This is a genomic window from Bradyrhizobium sp. (genome assembly GCF_004799445.1).
In the GTDB taxonomy this organism is placed as follows: domain Bacteria; phylum Pseudomonadota; class Alphaproteobacteria; order Rhizobiales; family Xanthobacteraceae; genus Bradyrhizobium.
Window position 1 is genome coordinate 1 of sequence record NZ_SSNA01000210.1, and the last position, 17,374, is coordinate 17,374.

Below are 17,374 nucleotides of genomic sequence, written 5' to 3' on the forward strand. Positions count from 1 at the left end.
TGCTCTGACTGCGGTCATCGCCAACGACAAAGCGTGTCATCGAATCCTCCGGCCAAATCGCAGGAGAATCATATCATTTGATGGTGTTTTCACACAGCCTGGACCCAGAACGGACTTCGGTCCGCAGTTATGCTACGGTGGTGGACGGTACTGGGAGGGCAAATGAGGCGGCGCGATTTAATCACGCTCATTGGCGGCGCGGCAGCGTGGCCGCTTGGGGCGCGGGCGCAGCATATGAAGATGTACACGATCGGTGTCCTCACCTTAACTAGTCCAGACCCGAAGCCGCTGCTGGAAGCGTTGCGCGAGGGCCTGCGCGATGCGGGCTATGTCGAAGGACGCAATCTTCGCCTTGAAATACGCTCGGCTGCTGGCAGGCCGGACCTTCAGTTGGAAAAGGCCGCCGAACTGGTCGGCCTTAAGGTCGACTTAATAGTCACATTTTTCACGCCCGCAGCGTTGGCGGCGAAACAGGCAACGCGCGACATACCAATCGTGATGGCAGGCGCGGGCGATCCGGTTGCGAGCGGCCTCGTCGCGAGCCTCGCCCAGCCGGGTGGCAACGTCACGGGGCAGTCGAGCGGCGGCGCGGAGTTGGCCGGAAAGAGCGTGGAGCTGATCCGCGAACTCATTCCTACCGCGCAACGTCTCGGCGTGCTCGGCGACGAGAACGATCCCTTTGTTAAGCCGTACGTGGAACAGATCCGGGAAGCTGCGCGCCGCGCTGGTGTGGAAGTGGACCCTATCATGCTCCGACCAGAACTATCACTGGAGGCTGCTTTTAAAAGTTTGGCCGGCAAAGGCGCAGACGCACTCCTGATTCAAGGAAGCATCGCGCACAAGGAAATGCTGGACTTGGCGATAGAACATCGCTTGCCAGCGGTGACGTCGACTCGGCTCGGGCCGTCACTCGGAGCGCTGATGTCGTACGGCTCGGATTATTTCGCATTGGCACGCCAGAGCGCGATCTATGTCGACAAGATACTTAAGGGCGCCAGGCCAGCAGATCTGCCGGTCGCCTTTCCCACCAAATTCTTATTGATCATCAACGTTACAACCGCCAAGACCCTGGGCATCAACATATCACCGACGATGCTGAGCCGCGCCGACGAGGTCATCGAATAAAAACGCGCCATGTCGGGGTCTGGCACAAACCGGCGGTTAGAGGTCGGGCAGAGCATGTCCGCTCTGCCCGGGTATTTCAGACATCAACTTGTTCCGCTATTGCCAGGGCGTCATCGACCTCAATGCCGAGATACCGGACCGTGCTTTCGATCTTGGTATGCCCGAGCAAGAGTTGGACAGCCCTCAGGTTGCCCGTCCGCCGATAGATCAGGGTGGCTTTTGTGCGTCGCAGTGAATGCGTGCCAAACAGTCTCGGATCCAGTCCAACGCTGCCGATCCACTCAGAGACCAGACGAGCATATTGGCGGGTTGTCATACTGCGGCCAGCACCGCGACGACCTGTGAACAAAAACTCGCCGGGCCTCTTTTTGGCAGCCTTCAAATAGTCGTCGATGGCTTGGCGGGTCTGCTCGCTCAATTCAAATCTGACGGGCCGCCCGGTCTTCTTTTGTCGAACGGTTGCGCGATCCGCCGTGTATCCACCTGCGGCGACATCCTCGACCCGGATGGCGATGACATCACAGCCACGAAGTTTGCTGTCGATTGCCAGATTGAACATGGCGAGGTCGCGAGCGCGGCCCTCGATCTGGAGCTTTGTCCGGATCGACCAGACGTGTTTGGGTCGCAGCGGCGGCTTTGCCCCAGTCAGCTTGCCCTTGTTCCACGGCACTCGGCTGGGCGCTGCGGGCTCATTCAATTGGTCTTGCATGATCGTACTCCTCGGCTCGGTTGCGGAGGACTGGGAGCATGTGCCGGCCAGAGCAGACTTCCATCCGGCCGACCAAGACCCGAAATGTTGGAGATCCGTCTCACATCGGGAGATTTTTAAAGTCCTCCGCGGCCTGGTTAACCGGATGCAAGCAGCGTAGGTTCGCCCATAGCCTTTGCTATCGACCCGCTTATTGCGTCGGACGCGCGCCGCAAGGGGTCTGCCGCGAGATGAGCATATCGCTCCGTGGTTTTGAAATTCGAATGTCCGAGCAACTTGCCAATGACAGGCAGGCCGAAACCGGATCCAGCACCGACGCTTGCGAAGGAGTGCCGCAGATCATGGAGCCTGAGACCTGCCAAATCAGCCCTTTTGGAAACCAGCGTCCACGGTCGTTGAAGGTCCGCCCGTGGCTTGTCGGCCTCGATACCCGCGATGACAAACTTTCCGACGCGCGGCAGGTTTTCGAGAACCGCAAGCGCCGCCAATCCAAGTACGATGGTCTTCTTCCCGGTTTTCGAATCCGGCAAAAACAGCAGTCCGCGTTGGAAATCGACGTGGTCCCAGCGTAAATCAAGAATCTCACGCAGGCGGGCCCCCGTAAATATCAATAGGCGCAACGCTGCCGCTGCGTGCGGGCCGATATTGGTGATGCGATTCTCACTTTTCCGGGCATGCTTTGACCTGCTTTGCTTGACCCAAGGAATGCCAACCGTCTCGGCTTCCCGAATCGCCTCACCGAGGCGAAGGAGTTCTGGTTCCGAAAGATACCGCTCACGAGTTTCCTCGCGAAACTTTTCAATTGCGGTGGCTGGATTGGCCATACGTTCCGGTAGTTGGCCGGATCGCAGGCCGTAGGCGTAGGCTGCACCGATCAGGGCTAACACCCGGTTGGCCGTTACGGGGTGGGCCTTGCCGATAGCCTTATGCAGACGCTCGATGTCCGTACGGCTCAGGGAGGGGGCTTTGCGTGTCCCTAGGGCCGGCACAATATGGTTGTCCACATAACCCTGAAATAGCTTCGCAGTCCGGGCTTTCCGCTTTGCACGAATGTGATCGTCCATGAACCCGATGAGGAGGTCGCTAACGGTCTCTGCCTTTCGCGCATTTGACCGCTCTGCGGCTGGATCGTCGCCTAGTCTTACGCGGGCGAGAATGCCTGACGCCTCATTTCGGGCCTCCTCGGGCGTCAGGTTTTTGGGGGTGCCTATTACCATCCTTCGCTTGGAGACATTGCGTCCGCCTGCGCCGGGACGATACTCTACGATATATGAGAGGGCGCCAGTCGGTGAGGCTTTCAGTCCGAAACCTGTGAGATCGGTGTCATAGAAGATAGTTGGCCGGGTGACTGCGGGCAGGGCGGACAAGGCTCGTCGTCCGATCTTGATCTCCAAATCGCCACCGAGTCGCCACCATCACCAGAAACGATAGCATAGCTCAGGAAACGTAGGGAGAAAGAAGTATCGATAAATGAGGGTGTTGTGTAGTATGAGGCAACTCTAGGATACTCTGGGAAACGTGACTTATCAGCTTTGGGTACTGCAGGTCGTTGGTTCGAATCCAGCTGCCCCGACCAAAGACAATCCTGAAATCAGATATTTGGCTGTCGATCTCTACAATCGTAATCAACTTAAATCGGCACCGGATAGTCACCATTCGAGTTTTGCTTACACGGAACGGCACCGCCGGCCGCGCTCTGCCAGATTCCATGTTAGGAGAACCCAGCCGCCACGGCGACTTTCTTGCAGGCTCCTTGGTCCTTTAGATGTCTGCTGACTTCTAAAAGGGAAGCCCGCGGTCCGCGCCAAAGCCGGCCTATGCGTAACGGCTTCACAAACGAACACCCATCAATTCGGTAACGGCGGTAGGTTGCGACATGCGAGTTCTGGTCACCGGCAACGCCGGATTCATCGGCTTTCACACCGCTGCGCGCCTGCTGCAGCGAGGAGATTCCGTCGTCGGGATCGACGTTGTCAACGACTACTACTCCCCTGAGATCAAGGAGTCCCGGCTCGAAGTTCTCGAGCAAATAGCATTACAAAGCCCTGGAGACTATCGCTTCCACCGCTTCAATCTGGCGGATCCTGCAGCCGTCAAGAGTTGCTTCTCCGATGGCCCTTTCGATAGGGTCATTCATCTCGCGGCCCAGGCCGGCGTTCGCTATAGCCTGGAGAACCCTCACGCCTATGTCGAAAGCAACATCGTAGCCTTCACCAACATCCTGGAGGCGTGCCGATATGCAAAGGTCGATCACTTGACCTATGCAAGCACAAGCAGCGTCTATGGCGCGAATACCCATATGCCGTTCAGTGAACATCGGGGCGCCGACCATCCGCTGCAGTTCTATGCCGCCACCAAACGCGCCAATGAATTGATGGCCCACAGCTACAGTCACCTGTTCAAGCTGCCGACAAGCGGGTTGCGGTTTTTTACGGTCTACGGGCCGTGGGGTCGACCCGATATGGCGCTGTTCCTGTTTACCAAGAACATTCTGGCGGGAGAGCCCATCAAGCTCTTCAACAACGGCCAACACATTCGCGATTTTACCTACGTCGACGACATCGTCGAAGGCGTTCTCCGCGTCAGCGATGACATCGCGCGTCCTGATCCTGATTGGGATAGCGACAATCCGGATCCGGCGACGAGCAACGCGCCCTTTCGCATTCTCAACATCGGCAATAACAGCCCGGTCCACCTCATCGAGTACGTTGAAGCGATCGAGGAGGCATTGGGAAGAAAGGCGATCCGGGAATTGCTGCCTTTGCAGCCCGGCGACGTCCCGAATACATCCGCGGATGTGAGTTCGCTCGTCAAGGCCGTAGGGTATCAGCCGAGGACTCCGGTCCGCGAAGGCGTGGCTCGCTTTGTCAACTGGTACCGTGATTACTTTAAAGTCTAGAAAATGAAGACATGAACGCAAGCGGCTTCGGATCCTTTTACTGTAACGCGCTTGACTACACTGATCGGTGTAAGTATGGCCACTTGGGGCAACCGGAATGTGGTCTGTGTAACGATGAGTCGTGATGCCGCCCGACAAGCCATGAAGGACAGGATCCTCGAGACCACCGACCGGCTGTTCTACGGGCAGGGCATTCGCGCCGTCGGGGTCGACTCGATCGCCGCCGAAATCGGGATCAGCAAGCGCACGCTGTATAACTATTTCCCGTCCAAGGACGCGCTGATTGTCGCGTATCTGATGCGCCGCGCCGTTCCGCGTAGCATTCCCGACCGGCCACCCCTTGAGCAGATACTGGGCGTTTTCGATTGGCTCGAACGCTGGTTCGCGAGCAAGGCGTTTCGCGGCTGCCCCTTCGTCAACGCCGTCGCCGAAATAGGGGAGCGCGGCCACCCGGCGACCCGGATTGCCATCGATCAAAAGGAACGGCGGCGTGTCGCATTCCGAGATATTTTGACGCGGCTTGGCGTCGCCGATCCCGACGGCCTTGCGACCCAGCTGACGATCCTGGTGGAAGGCGCCATGGCAGCGGCGCTGGTGCGTGACGACCCGGCCATGGCACGGGCAGCGAAGTCGGCGGCCCGGGTGCTGCTGACCGCGGCGGGCGTGCCTGAAGGCGAGGAAAGCAGGCCGGCTCCGGAAATAACGGCGCGGCGGCGAACTCGGAAATCTCCGTCTCGCAGCGAGACAGCTGGCCGCGCCGCCACGCGCCGACGATGAGCGTCGTTCTGCCGGTCTCCTGAGGGAATCACGTCACGCGCGGGTTGCGGCAACGGGGCAAATCGCAGTGACGAGCCGCTAAAGCGATCCACCCGCAGCGGTGACCCTTCCGGGTCCGATCTTGAAATACTGCTTGGCAAAGGCCACGATTTCGCGGTCGGTGGGATGATCGGCGGCTTGAACCGCAACGATGCGATCGCCGATGTGGGAATGTTGTTCGCGGAGAAACTTCGCGAGTTCCGTCTTGGCGCCGGCAGGACCAATGATCAGGATTTCGCCGGCATCGCTGACGGCGTTCATCACCTGCGCAAGGAATTCCTTGTCAAATCCGGCATGGCCGCTGCCGATCGAGTTGGCCTTATGGTGGAGGTGGCGCGTCGGCATATGCGGATGCAGGACAACCTCGTCGTCGCCCGACAGACCGATGTGAAAAACCTTGGCCTGCGAATGATCGATCCAGACGATGGCGTGGAAGTGGGTCGGCATGGTTTTGTTCCTCCTGGCCTGCGATCTGTTGACCGTGGATCAATCTTGCACCAGATGCGCGGGCATGAGCGTTTTGAACTTGAGGGAACAAGCTACCGTATAGGCGTTTCGGTCGATTGATTCAGGTCAATCGAGTGAACCTTGTGCGGGCGGTGGCTCATCGGCCGATCCCGGTTTGCTGCCGCGGCCGAGGGCAAACTGACCGACCGGGCCCTCGACGTGGAATTCCAACCCGGTCATTTTCGCGAACAGGTCGATATTGTTGGTGCCGATCGCACAGCCACCGAGCCCCATATCGGTTGCCATCATGTAGAGCGTCTGAAGCAATACACCGGCATCCTTCAGAATCAGCGAGTAGGCGACCGAGCTGTATTTCCATGAAACCCGGCCAAAGCGCGCGGCGATCGTGATCAGAATCTGGGGCGCGGCGGGAGCTCCCATCGCAAATTCGGCAGCCGCCAGCTGCGCTTCGAGTTCTGGCGTCTTTACGCCGATCGGCACCAGCGCGTGCTGGTCGGCGTCGTAATGATAGAAGCCGCGCGCAAGTCCTTCGCAGTTGCCAACCGCCAGATAGAGCTCAAGCTCGTAGGCGCCGCCTCCCGACGGATACGGCCTGGCGGCGTACGAGACATCAGGACCGCCGTTGCCGAGGTCGGCCTTGTCTTTCCACTTCGCCTGGATACGCGCGGCGCTATCGAGAAACCGTGCAAGCTCGGCGAGGGTGATCGGTCGGGTGTCGTCGAAGTCGCGCGTCGAATGGCGTTCATGCAGGAGCCTCGTGAACGGCGAGGGTGCTTCCGAGGACGTGGCCGAGACCTTGCGCAGATCGATTTTCTTTCCAGGCCAGCGGGGTCGCACCGCCGGTGGCGGAGGTATCAGACCCGCATAGGGATATAATCCGCCAAGCGGGTTGGCCTGGCGCCCTTCCGTGCTGCGCGTATGGAATAGAAGATCGTGGAAATCCCAGAGAACGAGGTCGTCGTCACCCTCGGAGGCTCGCAGGCCATCGCCGTTTGCGTCGACCCTGAAAAGGATCTGGCAATCCACCAGCAATGCGAGAAGCTCGATTCCGGGAAAGCCGGGCTGCCGCCAGAATGCAGCGACTTTTTGCGGCGTGGACAGCAAGGCGAGGGCGGTGGCGATCTTCGGATCGCAAATTCTGAATAATGCGCCGGCGCGGGGCGATTCCAGCACCATCTCATTGCCGCGCCGCCGCAAATAGGCAAAGCGCGACAGCGCAATCACGTCCTGATTGCCGAGCTTTGGCGTTTGCGGCCAATAATCGGGAACCTGCGGCTCAATGACGACCTGATCCCTGTCGGCGCGCCCAAGGCCGAACTCCAGAAGGCCGCGCTGGGCCAATCGATGGACCAGCAGACCGATTTCCTTGTCGACGGCGCGGCCAGCCGTGAATGAAGCGAGTGCCAGGCCTGCGCGCAACTGATGCATACGATCCACGACGCCGGGACTGAACGTGCCCAGGCCGACCGAATAGTCGTCGAAGCAGGCAACAATACTCCCGTCCGCGTCGGCTTGGAGCGCGATGTGCGCGCTCAGCCGGGCGGAAATGCATGGTGGTGCGATCCGCCGCGCCTTCTTTTTTGCAGGAGCGCGCAAGCCCGGTGACCTCTCAAGAGTGTGGAAGGAACGGCGTAAGTTCGCTTTCCGGCAGCGGCCGATCCAGCCATCCGAGCTTTACCGGAACATCGTAAAGCCGGCCGGGTCCGAAGCGGCGATAGAAATGCCGCAGTCCCGGAACGATCACTCTGACGACGTTGACCCCAACGTCGGGCCGCGTCTGATTGAGGACGAGGAAATCGAGGCCTGCTCGCCTGGCGATGTCGATGCAGGCGTCTACTTGCGTGCGCGTATTGTCGATAGGGCCGAATTTCGCGCTCGCCGATGGGATCGTCGGATCGCCAACCGGCGTCAGGAAGGGATAGTTCTCAAGACGCAATGGGGTGAGGCCGTCGAGGCTCGATTTTTCGCCGGTTCCGCCTCCCATCAGGCCAATGGACAGGAACTGGTTCAACTCCGTCAGCGTGCGCAGCATGGCAATGCGGGGATCGAAATGCGCGCCTGAACCGAACTCGATGTTCTCCTGTCCGTTTTGCATCCAGTGCAATATCGCCACGTAGGTGGGAATGCCGAGATCGCTGGTGACGTCGAGTACCCAAAGCCGCCGTCCGGTTTCGGCAAGCTGGCTTTGCAGATCCCGAACATAGGAATCGTTGAAATGGGCGAGGTCCACCTCCGCCCGTTGCAATCGGTTGTACCACCAGATCGCGTAGGCATCTCGTTCCACCAGTTCGAGGAAACCCTGGACGATGGCTTCCTCGATCGTGTTGCCCGCCGCGCAGCCGTTGGAATCCGCATGGAAGGCGGCAGGACCGCTGTAGAAAAAATACAACAGACTGGTCGGAATATATTTGAAGCGGTTATCGCGCAGGGACCAGACCGGCGACCATTCGATCTTCGCCGATGGATCGAATGGCGCTGGGGTGGATTGTGTCTCGTGTGCGTCTTCTTCCCCGGTCTGCTCCGGTGAGGACTGCGCATCGCTGAACAGCAGGATGTCGTTGGGAGGAATCGCCTCGCCGGGCGCGAAATCCGAAAACCGCCGCGTTATCCTGATCTCGTCGCCTTGAAAAATTCCCGAGTAGCGCTCGATCGCCTCCATCAGTGCGCTGGCTTCGGCCTGCTCGGCATTGGAGCCCTTGCCGAAGCTGCCACCGGTCAATCCGGCCCTGAGTTCGTTGAGGTTCTGGGCCGGCGCCGAGAAATTGTGCGCCGCATAAAAGTTGGTGTTCATCGGCAAATCGGCTTCGATCCGCTCGAGCCGCGTGACCACACCGGTGAGCGGGCTCACATGCTTTCGGAAGCGCGCCACGGTCGCCCGCGACGACACGGTCCGGTATCCCCCACTGGTCATGACCAGCTTGGCACCTTCGCCCAATTCGATCGGCGTCGGCGCCCGGCGTGGATTCCGCAGCTTCTTGCTGCCGCAGGTCGGGCATTGCGGGCGTGCCGCAACGTAGTGCTTCACGACACTCGATCCCAGGAGATCATGGCTGATGATGTGATCGTTCAGCTCGGTGCGAAAGCCGGTAGCGATGGCCTTGGCAACTTCGAGCGCGGCAAATTGGATGGCACCCTGTCCAAGCGTGTTGCGCGCGAGCGGTGAAACGGCGACGGGGCGCGCCGGCCCGCGGTCGAGGAATCCCTTGATCTCTCGATTCCGGATCATGCGATCGAACAGGCAGGTCCAGCAGGCACCCTTGCCTGGATTGAACACCGGTCCCACCAGCGGAAAGGCGCCGGACGGCTGCACCAGCAGCCAGGGTGCCCGGTCCGATACCCGCTGCCGATTCAATTCGGCAAGCTGTCGTTCCAGATAATCGTTCACCAGCGTGACCGTCAGGTCCGCCGCGCGCTTGACGATGTGAACGCCGAGCTTGCCCAGCGCCGCACCGAACGCGGCCGCACCTTGCACGTCGATCGATTCGACCCGGACGCGACAATTGCCGAGGTTTTGCTCGGCCAATCCCGCCGGCAGGCCGAGGCTCGCCCAATAACCGGCCACCACTCCGGCAGACGAGGGCGACGCCTGGACGATGTAGCGGCGCTCGATCAGCCGTTTGAGAGCCTCCTCGACCTTGTCGGGAGGAAAACGCTGCCCGAGCTCGCGGACGAGCTGCGGAAGGCTCTTTCCGCCTTTTCCGATCGCAGAGGCGAGGGCACAATAAAGCTCGCCGTGAAGAAAAAACTTGCGGTCTTCGGAATAGAGACAAACGACGTCGGGCGGCAGGACATAGACGGTGAAATTCGGCGCGAACTGCGGAACGTCCTTGCCGGCGCGCCGGGCCGAATTGGTCTTGCGATCGCCTGTCATGATGTCAGCACAGGCGCTTTGCCCAGCATCCTAGTCCGCCCGTGCAAGGCGTATGCTCCAATCACTGGAAATCCCTCGTCCAGCTCACGCGCTGGCATTTCTCGACAATATTGGGCCAACTCGGCCGTCATGCGCGCCTGCGGACGCCCACTGCACTGCAAAGAAGACATGGATTGGCCGGGTCGATAGTATCGAGCCCGGCCATGGTGACCTGCGTTTGTCAACGCAATCGGAAAGCGCTCTGGTCTAGCAGATGCGGCAAGATCCCCACGACAAGCAGCAACCGCCGCCGCAACCGCCACATCCAAAGCCTACGCCGCAGCCTCTGCAACCCCTGCAGCCGCGGCAGCCTCTGCAACCTCTGCAGCCACCGCAGCCGCGCGCCAGTTGCACACCGCCTTGAGCCGCCGCGGTATTCTCCTTGTCGAAGACGTAGAACGTCGCCAGACTGACGTCGGCGATTTCCTCTTCGCCGAGCGTGACGGCGTGACTCGGTGAATAATTTGGCGTCTGAGGCTGGTCATTTATCGGTGCGACCGCTGCCGAAGCGCCCCCCACCAGTGAAAAAGTCAACCCGGCCGCTCCCAACGCCGGCACAGCTTTCGTCACACGCTTTCGCTTCGGAGCCTGCTTCACTTGTGGCATAGTCGAATCCTCCATCAGCTTGCAAAATGGTTCGAGTTAGACAAGTCTACTTCAACGGCTGACCACCCGCAAGATGACGACTGTCTGTAGACGTGCCGCGGGTCGACAAACGGCGAAGATTTCACCTTCATGAACGACGCCGATGATGACTGTCATTCATGCTCTATTCATCATTCCTGTTGTCGGCGGATTTGCGCCGGCTCCAACAACCTGAACGCGAGCGAAATCAGAACGGCCGCTGGTTTTGGGCGGCTCGCCGTCATGGCTTTCGTTGTGTTCGTGCCTGGTGGAGCCAAAAGGAGCGCGGTGTTCAACTTGCATTCGCTCCCACCCGCCATTATTGAGGCCAAGAGATTCAGCCTCTCGACCATACGTCGGAAACGCAGCCGAACTGGTTCAATGCGGCGCAGCGAAATATTGCAGGCGCGAACGGAGAGACCGGCGTGGTCGATTATCCCGGATGTTTCGCCTGGTACGAGCTGATCACGACAGATATGGCGGCCGCGGAGGCCTTCTACACTAAAGTGGTGGGCTGGGACGCGCACGACGCGTCGACGCCGAATCTGGCCTACACCATGTTTGCCGCGGGAAAAGCCTCGGTATGCGGGCTCATGGATCTGCCGCTGGAGGCAAGGAAAATGGGCGCGACGCCGAGGTGGATGGGCTATGTCAGCGTCAACGACGTGGACGTCGCCGCCGATCGGATCAAGCGTCTCGGCGGAGCCGTCTATGTCCCGCCGACAGACAGCAACATCGGCCGGATTTCCGTGGTTGCCGACCCCCAGACGGCAACCTTCGCGTTGGTCAAGGGATTGAAACCCGGCCGACGACGACCGGACGACCTCGCCAAGCAGGGGCGCGTGGGCTGGCACGAGTTGCTGGCCGCCGACTGGGAGAAGGCGTTCGCATTCTACGGCGAGCTTTTTGGCTGGCAAAAGGCGGGCGCAGAAATCGGCCGGACCGAAACCTATCAAGTGTTCTCCGCGGGCGGGCAAACGATCGGCGGCATGTTCACCAAGCGGCCGGAGGATCCGATCCCATTCTGGCTTTTTTACTTCAATATCGGCGACATCGACGCGGCCGCGGAGCGCGTGAAATCCGGTGGTGGCCAGGTCCTCAAGGGCCCGGTGGAATTGCCGGGAGGCGGCTGGATCGCCCGATGCAGGGACCCCCAGGGCGCCGCGTTCGCGCTGCAGGGAACGCGCAACCAGGATGGCTTCGGCTGGTCTACCGAGTGGGCCGGGTTTTCATCAAAGGGCAGGTTGGTCACCTAGCCGCGCGGCTAAGGCGCGAGCTTGACGTTCCGAACCCAGGCGATCGGCCATCCAACCGTTGCCAAACCCATCGCATGACCAACGCCCGCAGACCCGCAATCAGGCAGCCTTGGCCGCCGCCGGCCTGGGAAGCGGCTTGTCCTGCCGCTTCGACCAGGAGATGTAGTAGGCGACGATGGTCATGATCGCGATTCCCGTCACGCTGACGAAGATCTGCGCGAACAGCGAGCCGGAGCTCATCATCAGTTCGAAATGTCCGACAAAGGACAGGAAGACGCCAACGCAGAACACCGCGAGCGATTGCTGGCCGCAGACGATTACGGGATCGAACACCTTCCATTCCAGGCCGCGCCAGTCCTTGGGCACAAACCTGATGATCATGATCACGATCGTCACAAAATGCAGGAAACGGTAGGGCGCGAGATCGGTCTTGTCGTTCGGGTTGAAGGTCGAATAAAGCCAGTCCGGAAACATGGCGCCGAAATCCGGAAACTTGCCCGCCATGGTCATCACCATCGCAAAGAAGAGATAGGCGATGCAAACATAAAGGGTGATCGGGGAATCGATAATCGAACGGGATCGCTTTGCGCCACCCAGCGCGCACCATGAACCGAACACAAACAACACCTGCCAGCAGTAGGGGTTGAAATACCAGCTGCCGCCGGGGTAGGCTTGGAAATTCCAACCGAACTGCCGTGCGGTGAGCCACAGCACGATGGACGCAAGCATCGTCCAGTTGGGCTGGCGCAGCATGATCCACAATACCGGCGGGAAAAATCCCATCAGGACGATATAGAGCGGAAGCACATCGAGGTTGACTGGCTTGAACTTGAGCAGCAAACCCTGCCGCAGCGTTTCGGTCGCATTGTCGACCAGGCCTACGACATTGAACTCGTTGATAATCTCGGAATCGCCGAAACGCAGCGCGAGATAGCTGATGGCAGCAATATAAATGACGAACAGGATGATGTGGGCGACATAGAGCTGCCAGACCCGCTTGGTCAAACGGGTGGCGCCGACGATAAAGCCGCGCTCGAGCATCATCCGGGCGTAGACAAACGAGGCCGTGTATCCCGAGATAAATACGAAGAGGTCGGCGGCGTCGCTGAAGCCGTAGTTTCGCGTGGTGACCCAGTTCACGACGTTGTCGGGAATGTGATCCAGGAAGATCGCCCAGTTTGCGATTCCGCGGAACAGATCGAGCCGGAGATCGCGTCCTTTTTCCGGCAGGGTTGCGTTGATTTTCATGAGTGCCGTTTCGATGTGATGCGTCCGAAAGGGATCGAGCAGCAGGGCTGGCCGTCAGTCACGCCGCGGCAACATTGTCACCGCGCCGCATAATGACTATACCATTCCGCAAGCTGTTGCATCCAAGGCCGGGAATCACCGATCCGATTTGTGAAAGGTGTCTCTATACTATCCAGGCTGTGTCCACCACGCGCTTCCGTGCCGCTTTTTCCCAGGGGGGTCTGACCATCCATGACCGCACGCATCTTTAAGCCCGCCAAAAACGCGATGCAATCGGGGGCCGCCAAAACCAAGGAATGGCAGCTCGATTATGAGCCGGAACAGCCGCGCGTCATCGAGCCTTTGATGGGCTGGACCAGTTCCGGCGATATGAAGCAGCAACTCACGATCCGCTTCGAAACCAAGGAAGATGCGGTGGCGTACTGCGAGCGCGAGGGCATTCCCTATCAGGTTTTTGAACCGAAGGAGCCGGCGCGGCGGCAAGCCGCCTACGCCGACAATTTCGCGTTCCGGCGGGGCGAGCCTTGGACCCATTAGTCTTGGACCCATCAGCCTTGGACCCACTGGCCCCGGCCCAATAGAGCGGGCCTATCCCCGGCGGTCACCTGGTTCAAAGTTCTGGGTTGCCTAAGGCGGCGGCGCAATGACACCATGGCAAGCCCGATGCGCAGCTTGCGGCGCACCATGAGAACTGCTGAACGCCATGCCGCTTCACTCCACTACCGACCCCGCCTCGTCTGACTTTGCGCGTAACGCGGAGGCCATGCGCGCGCTGGTCGCGGAACTCCGCGACAAGCTCAGTCAGGTCGCCGGCGCCGGCGGGGAAGCGTCGCGCGCCCGGCATACGTCGCGCGGCAAGATGCTGGCGCGCCAGCGCGTCGATCTCTTGATCGATCCCGGCACGGCGTTTCTCGAACTGTCGCCGCTGGCGGCCTTCGGCCTCTATGGCGGCGACGTGCATTCGGCGAGCATCGTCACCGGAGTAGGACGGATATCGGGACGGGAATGCGTTGTTGTCGCCAACGATGCGACGATCAAGGGCGGCACCTATTATCCGATGACGGTGAAGAAGCATCTTCGGGCGCAGGATATCGCGCGGCAGAATAATCTGCCCTGTGTCTACATGGTCGATTCCGGCGGCGCGTTTCTGCCCCAGCAGGACGAGATCTTTCCCGACGAGCGGCATTTTGGCCGCATCTTCTACAACCAGGCGCAGATGTCGGCGCTGGGCATTCCCCAGATTGCGATCGTGATGGGCTCCTGCACGGCAGGCGGCGCCTATGTCCCGGCGATGTCGGACGAAAGCATCATCGTGCGCAATCAGGGCACGATTTTTCTCGGCGGACCGCCGCTGGTGAAAGCGGCCACCGGCGAGGTGGTCACGGCGGAAGAACTCGGCGGTGCCGACGTGCATTCAAGGCAGTCCGGCGTCACCGATCATTATGCGCAGAATGACAGCCATGCGATCGGAATTGCACGGCGCATCGTCGCCACCCTGAAGCAGCCCGCGCGCGCGCCGCTGAACATGCGCGAACCGCGCGCGCCGCTGTTTGCCCCCGAAGAGATCTATGGCGTCGTCTCCGCCGACGGCCGCAAGCCGTTCGACGTGCGCGACATCATCGCGCGGCTGGTCGACGGCTCGGAGTTCGACGAATTCAAGAAACTGTATGGCCAAACCCTGATTTGCGGTTTCGCTCATATCTGGGGATACCCGGTCGGTGTCATCGCCAACAACGGAATTCTGTTTAGCGAGAGTTCGCTGAAGGGAGCGCATTTCATCGAGCTGTGCTGTCAGCGCAATATTCCCCTGGTGTTCCTGCAGAACATTACGGGATTCATGGTCGGCAAGAAATACGAAGCCGGCGGGATCGCACGCGACGGCGCCAAGCTGGTGACGGCGGTGGCGACCGCGGGCGTGCCAAAATTCACCGTCGTGATCGGGGGCTCCTACGGCGCCGGCAATTACGGGATGTGCGGCCGCGCCTACAGCCCGCGCTTCCTCTGGATGTGGCCGAATGCACGGATCTCGGTGATGGGCGGCGAACAGGCGGCGATGGTGCTGAGCCAGGTGCGTCGCGACAACATCGAGGCCAAGGGCGAGACCTGGTCGGCCGAGGAGGAGGACAAGTTTCGCGCACCCATCCGTGCGCAATATGACAGCCAGGGCAGTCCGTATTACGCCACCGCCCGGCTCTGGGACGACGGCGTCATCGATCCCGCCGACACCAGGCTGGTGCTGGGCCTGGGCCTCTCGGCCGCGGCCAATGCGCCGATCGAACCGACGCATTTCGGCCTGTTCAGGATGTGATGATGCATCGTCTCGAACAGTATCGGCGATTTCGTACCCTGCTGATCGCCAATCGCGGCGAGATCGCAGTCCGTGTGATCCGCACCGCCAGGGCGATGGGCCTGCGCACGGTTGCGGTTTATTCCGAGGCGGACCGCGACGCGATGCATGTGGCGATGGCCGATGAGGCGGTGCTGCTCGGGCCGGCGCGGGCGCGCGACAGCTATCTCAACATCGAGCGCGTGATCGAAGCGGCGCGCAAGAGCGGCGCCGATGCCGTGCATCCCGGCTACGGATTCCTGTCCGAGAGCGCCGAATTCGCGGCGGCCTGTCTCGATGCGGGTCTGGTATTCGTCGGTCCGACCGCGGCCATGATCAGGCTGATGGGTTCGAAATCGGGCTCCAAATTGTTGATGGAGCGAGCCGGCGTCCCGCTGGTGCCGGGCTATCACGGTGAAGCCCAGGACGACGCGACATTGGCCGCCGCGGCCGAAAAAGTCGGTTTTCCCCTGCTGGTAAAGGCGTCCGCCGGCGGCGGCGGACGCGGTATGCGCATTGTGCGCTCGCCAAGCGAACTTGCACCCGCGGTTGTCAGCGCCAAGCGCGAGGCCAAGGCCGCGTTCGGTGACGATCGCATGCTGATCGAAAAATTCGTCGAAAACCCGCGCCATATCGAAGTGCAGATCATCGGCGACAGTCACGGCAATCTGCTGTCGCTGTTCGAGCGCGAATGCACGTTGCAGCGCCGCCATCAGAAGGTGATCGAGGAAGCGCCGTCGCCGACACTTGATGCGGCCCAGCGCGCGGCGGTTTGTGCGGCGGCACGCAAGGCGGCCGCGGCCGTCGACTATGTCGGCGCCGGCACCATTGAGTTTGTCTCCAACGGCAAGGACGTATTCTTCATCGAAATGAACACCCGCCTGCAGGTCGAGCATCCCGTGACCGAACTGATCACGGGCATCGATCTGGTGGAATGGCAGTTGCGCGTAGCCTTTGGCGAGAGGTTGCCTTTGACGCAGGACCAGATCGTGCTCAACGGTCACGCCATCGAGGCGCGGGTCTATGCGGAAAATCCGTACAGGAATTTCATGCCTTCGGTCGGCAAGATACGTACCTGGCACATGCCGGACCCGTCGAACGGTCTGCGGGTCGATGCCGGTTATCGCCAGGGCGATGCGGTCTCCCCGCACTACGACGCCATGCTGGCCAAGGTGATCGCCTGGGCGCCGACCCGGGACGCTGCGATCAATCGGCTCAATCGCGGGCTTGAGGAATCCGACGTGCGGGGCGTCGTCACCAACATTCCGTTCCTGGCGGCGCTGGTCACCCACCCGGACGTGCGCGCCAACGCGATCGATACCGGCTTCATCGAACGCGAATTGAAGCACCTGACACCGGCCGCTCCGGCGCCGCACGATCTTGAACTGGGCGCTGCGGTTGCAGCGATTCTCGGCGAAGAGGCGAAGGCGGCCGGCGCGGACGCGCATTCACCCTGGCGCACCGCCGGCTGGATGCCGGTCGGCCGCCGGCAGCGGGTGTTTACGTTCCGCTACGGGCAGGGGAGCGAACAGCAGGTGAGCCTGAACTATGGCAATGGTCCGGCGACACTGGCAATCGGCGAGCGCGAAATCGCCTTCACGGCCGCACCCAACCTCGCCGGCGGCATTGATCTCACGCTGCACGGCATCAAATCCCATGTCGTGGCCGTGGTGGAAGGCCATGAATTATATTTGCGAACCCGCAACGGCCGCTTCGACCTGCATTGGGTCGACCCTTTCGGTGGCGACGACGAGGAGCAGGTCGGCGAAGACAAGATCGTCGCGCCGCTGCCGGGCACGGTCGTGGCGTTGCTGGCCGAGGTGGGCGCGCATCTGGAAAAAGGCGCGCCGATTCTCACACTCGAAGTGATGAAGATGGAGCAGACTTTGCGCGCACCGTTTGCGGGCGTGCTGAAACTGATAAAATGCAAGGTCGGCGATATCGTGCAGGAAGGCGTCGAACTCGCCGAAATCGAGCCGGCAGCCGGATAAGA

The 17,374-nt window shown here is 60.7% G+C and carries 13 protein-coding genes; 7 read left to right on the forward strand and 6 right to left on the reverse strand.

Annotated elements, in window-relative coordinates:
* The first annotated feature begins 162 nt into the window (after window positions 1–162).
* Window positions 163–1,125: an ABC transporter substrate-binding protein gene (locus tag E8A46_RS27585; RefSeq protein WP_291567939.1), complete on the forward strand. Its 963-nt coding sequence runs from the start codon at window positions 163–165 to the stop codon at window positions 1,123–1,125.
* Window positions 1,126–1,201: 76 nt separating this feature from the next.
* Here the strand turns inward: E8A46_RS27585 and E8A46_RS27590 are convergent, their stop codons facing one another.
* Window positions 1,202–1,834, reverse strand: coding sequence for a tyrosine-type recombinase/integrase (locus E8A46_RS27590; protein WP_291567941.1), 633 nt, complete (start codon window positions 1,832–1,834; stop codon window positions 1,202–1,204).
* 137 nt (window positions 1,835–1,971) lie between these two features.
* Window positions 1,972–3,201 (reverse strand): site-specific integrase, encoded by a 1,230-nt coding sequence (locus E8A46_RS27595; RefSeq protein WP_291567943.1) that lies wholly within the window; start codon window positions 3,199–3,201, stop codon window positions 1,972–1,974.
* A 509-nt stretch (window positions 3,202–3,710) separates the two neighbouring features.
* On the opposite strand from E8A46_RS27595, the gene E8A46_RS27600 reads away from it, so the two are divergent.
* Together E8A46_RS27600 and E8A46_RS27605 are read left to right on the forward strand one after the other, a co-directional pair.
* Entirely contained in the window at window positions 3,711–4,733 is a 1,023-nt protein-coding gene (locus tag E8A46_RS27600; RefSeq protein ID WP_291567945.1) for an NAD-dependent epimerase, read from the forward strand.
* A gap of 141 nt (window positions 4,734–4,874) precedes the next feature.
* Complete coding sequence (locus E8A46_RS27605) at window positions 4,875–5,510, forward strand: TetR/AcrR family transcriptional regulator (protein WP_291567947.1); 636 nt, start codon at window positions 4,875–4,877, stop codon at window positions 5,508–5,510.
* Between the two features lie 78 nt (window positions 5,511–5,588).
* Here E8A46_RS27605 and E8A46_RS27610 read toward each other — a convergent pair whose 3' ends face one another.
* The 3 genes from E8A46_RS27610 to E8A46_RS27620 form a co-directional block, all read right to left on the reverse strand.
* Entirely contained in the window at window positions 5,589–5,996 is a 408-nt protein-coding gene (locus E8A46_RS27610) for a translational machinery protein (protein WP_291567949.1), read from the reverse strand.
* A 126-nt stretch (window positions 5,997–6,122) separates the two neighbouring features.
* On the reverse strand, window positions 6,123–7,613 hold the full coding sequence (locus E8A46_RS27615; protein ID WP_291567951.1) for a SagB family peptide dehydrogenase: 1,491 nt from the start codon (window positions 7,611–7,613) through the stop codon (window positions 6,123–6,125).
* A gap of 13 nt (window positions 7,614–7,626) precedes the next feature.
* Complete coding sequence (locus E8A46_RS27620; RefSeq protein ID WP_291567953.1) at window positions 7,627–9,888, reverse strand: TOMM precursor leader peptide-binding protein; 2,262 nt, start codon at window positions 9,886–9,888, stop codon at window positions 7,627–7,629.
* A 1,088-nt stretch (window positions 9,889–10,976) separates the two neighbouring features.
* On the opposite strand from E8A46_RS27620, the gene E8A46_RS27625 reads away from it, so the two are divergent.
* Window positions 10,977–11,807, forward strand: coding sequence for a VOC family protein (locus E8A46_RS27625; RefSeq protein ID WP_291567955.1), 831 nt, complete (start codon window positions 10,977–10,979; stop codon window positions 11,805–11,807).
* Window positions 11,808–11,906: 99 nt separating this feature from the next.
* Here E8A46_RS27625 and E8A46_RS27630 read toward each other — a convergent pair whose 3' ends face one another.
* Window positions 11,907–13,055 (reverse strand): OpgC domain-containing protein, encoded by a 1,149-nt coding sequence (locus tag E8A46_RS27630; protein WP_291567958.1) that lies wholly within the window; start codon window positions 13,053–13,055, stop codon window positions 11,907–11,909.
* A gap of 231 nt (window positions 13,056–13,286) precedes the next feature.
* Here E8A46_RS27630 and E8A46_RS27635 point away from each other — a divergent pair, with 231 nt between their 5' ends.
* The 3 genes from E8A46_RS27635 to E8A46_RS27645 all read left to right on the forward strand — a co-directional run bounded on the left by E8A46_RS27635 (window position 13,287) and on the right by E8A46_RS27645 (window position 17,372).
* Entirely contained in the window at window positions 13,287–13,592 is a 306-nt protein-coding gene (locus E8A46_RS27635) for an ETC complex I subunit (protein ID WP_291567960.1), read from the forward strand.
* Between the two features lie 166 nt (window positions 13,593–13,758).
* Window positions 13,759–15,363: a carboxyl transferase domain-containing protein gene (locus E8A46_RS27640; RefSeq protein WP_291567962.1), complete on the forward strand. Its 1,605-nt coding sequence runs from the start codon at window positions 13,759–13,761 to the stop codon at window positions 15,361–15,363.
* Window positions 15,364–15,365: 2 nt separating this feature from the next.
* Window positions 15,366–17,372 carry an acetyl/propionyl/methylcrotonyl-CoA carboxylase subunit alpha gene (locus E8A46_RS27645; RefSeq protein WP_291567963.1) on the forward strand — a complete coding sequence of 669 codons (2,007 nt, stop codon included), beginning with the start codon at window positions 15,366–15,368 and terminating at the stop codon, window positions 17,370–17,372.
* Window positions 17,373–17,374 lie beyond the last annotated feature (2 nt).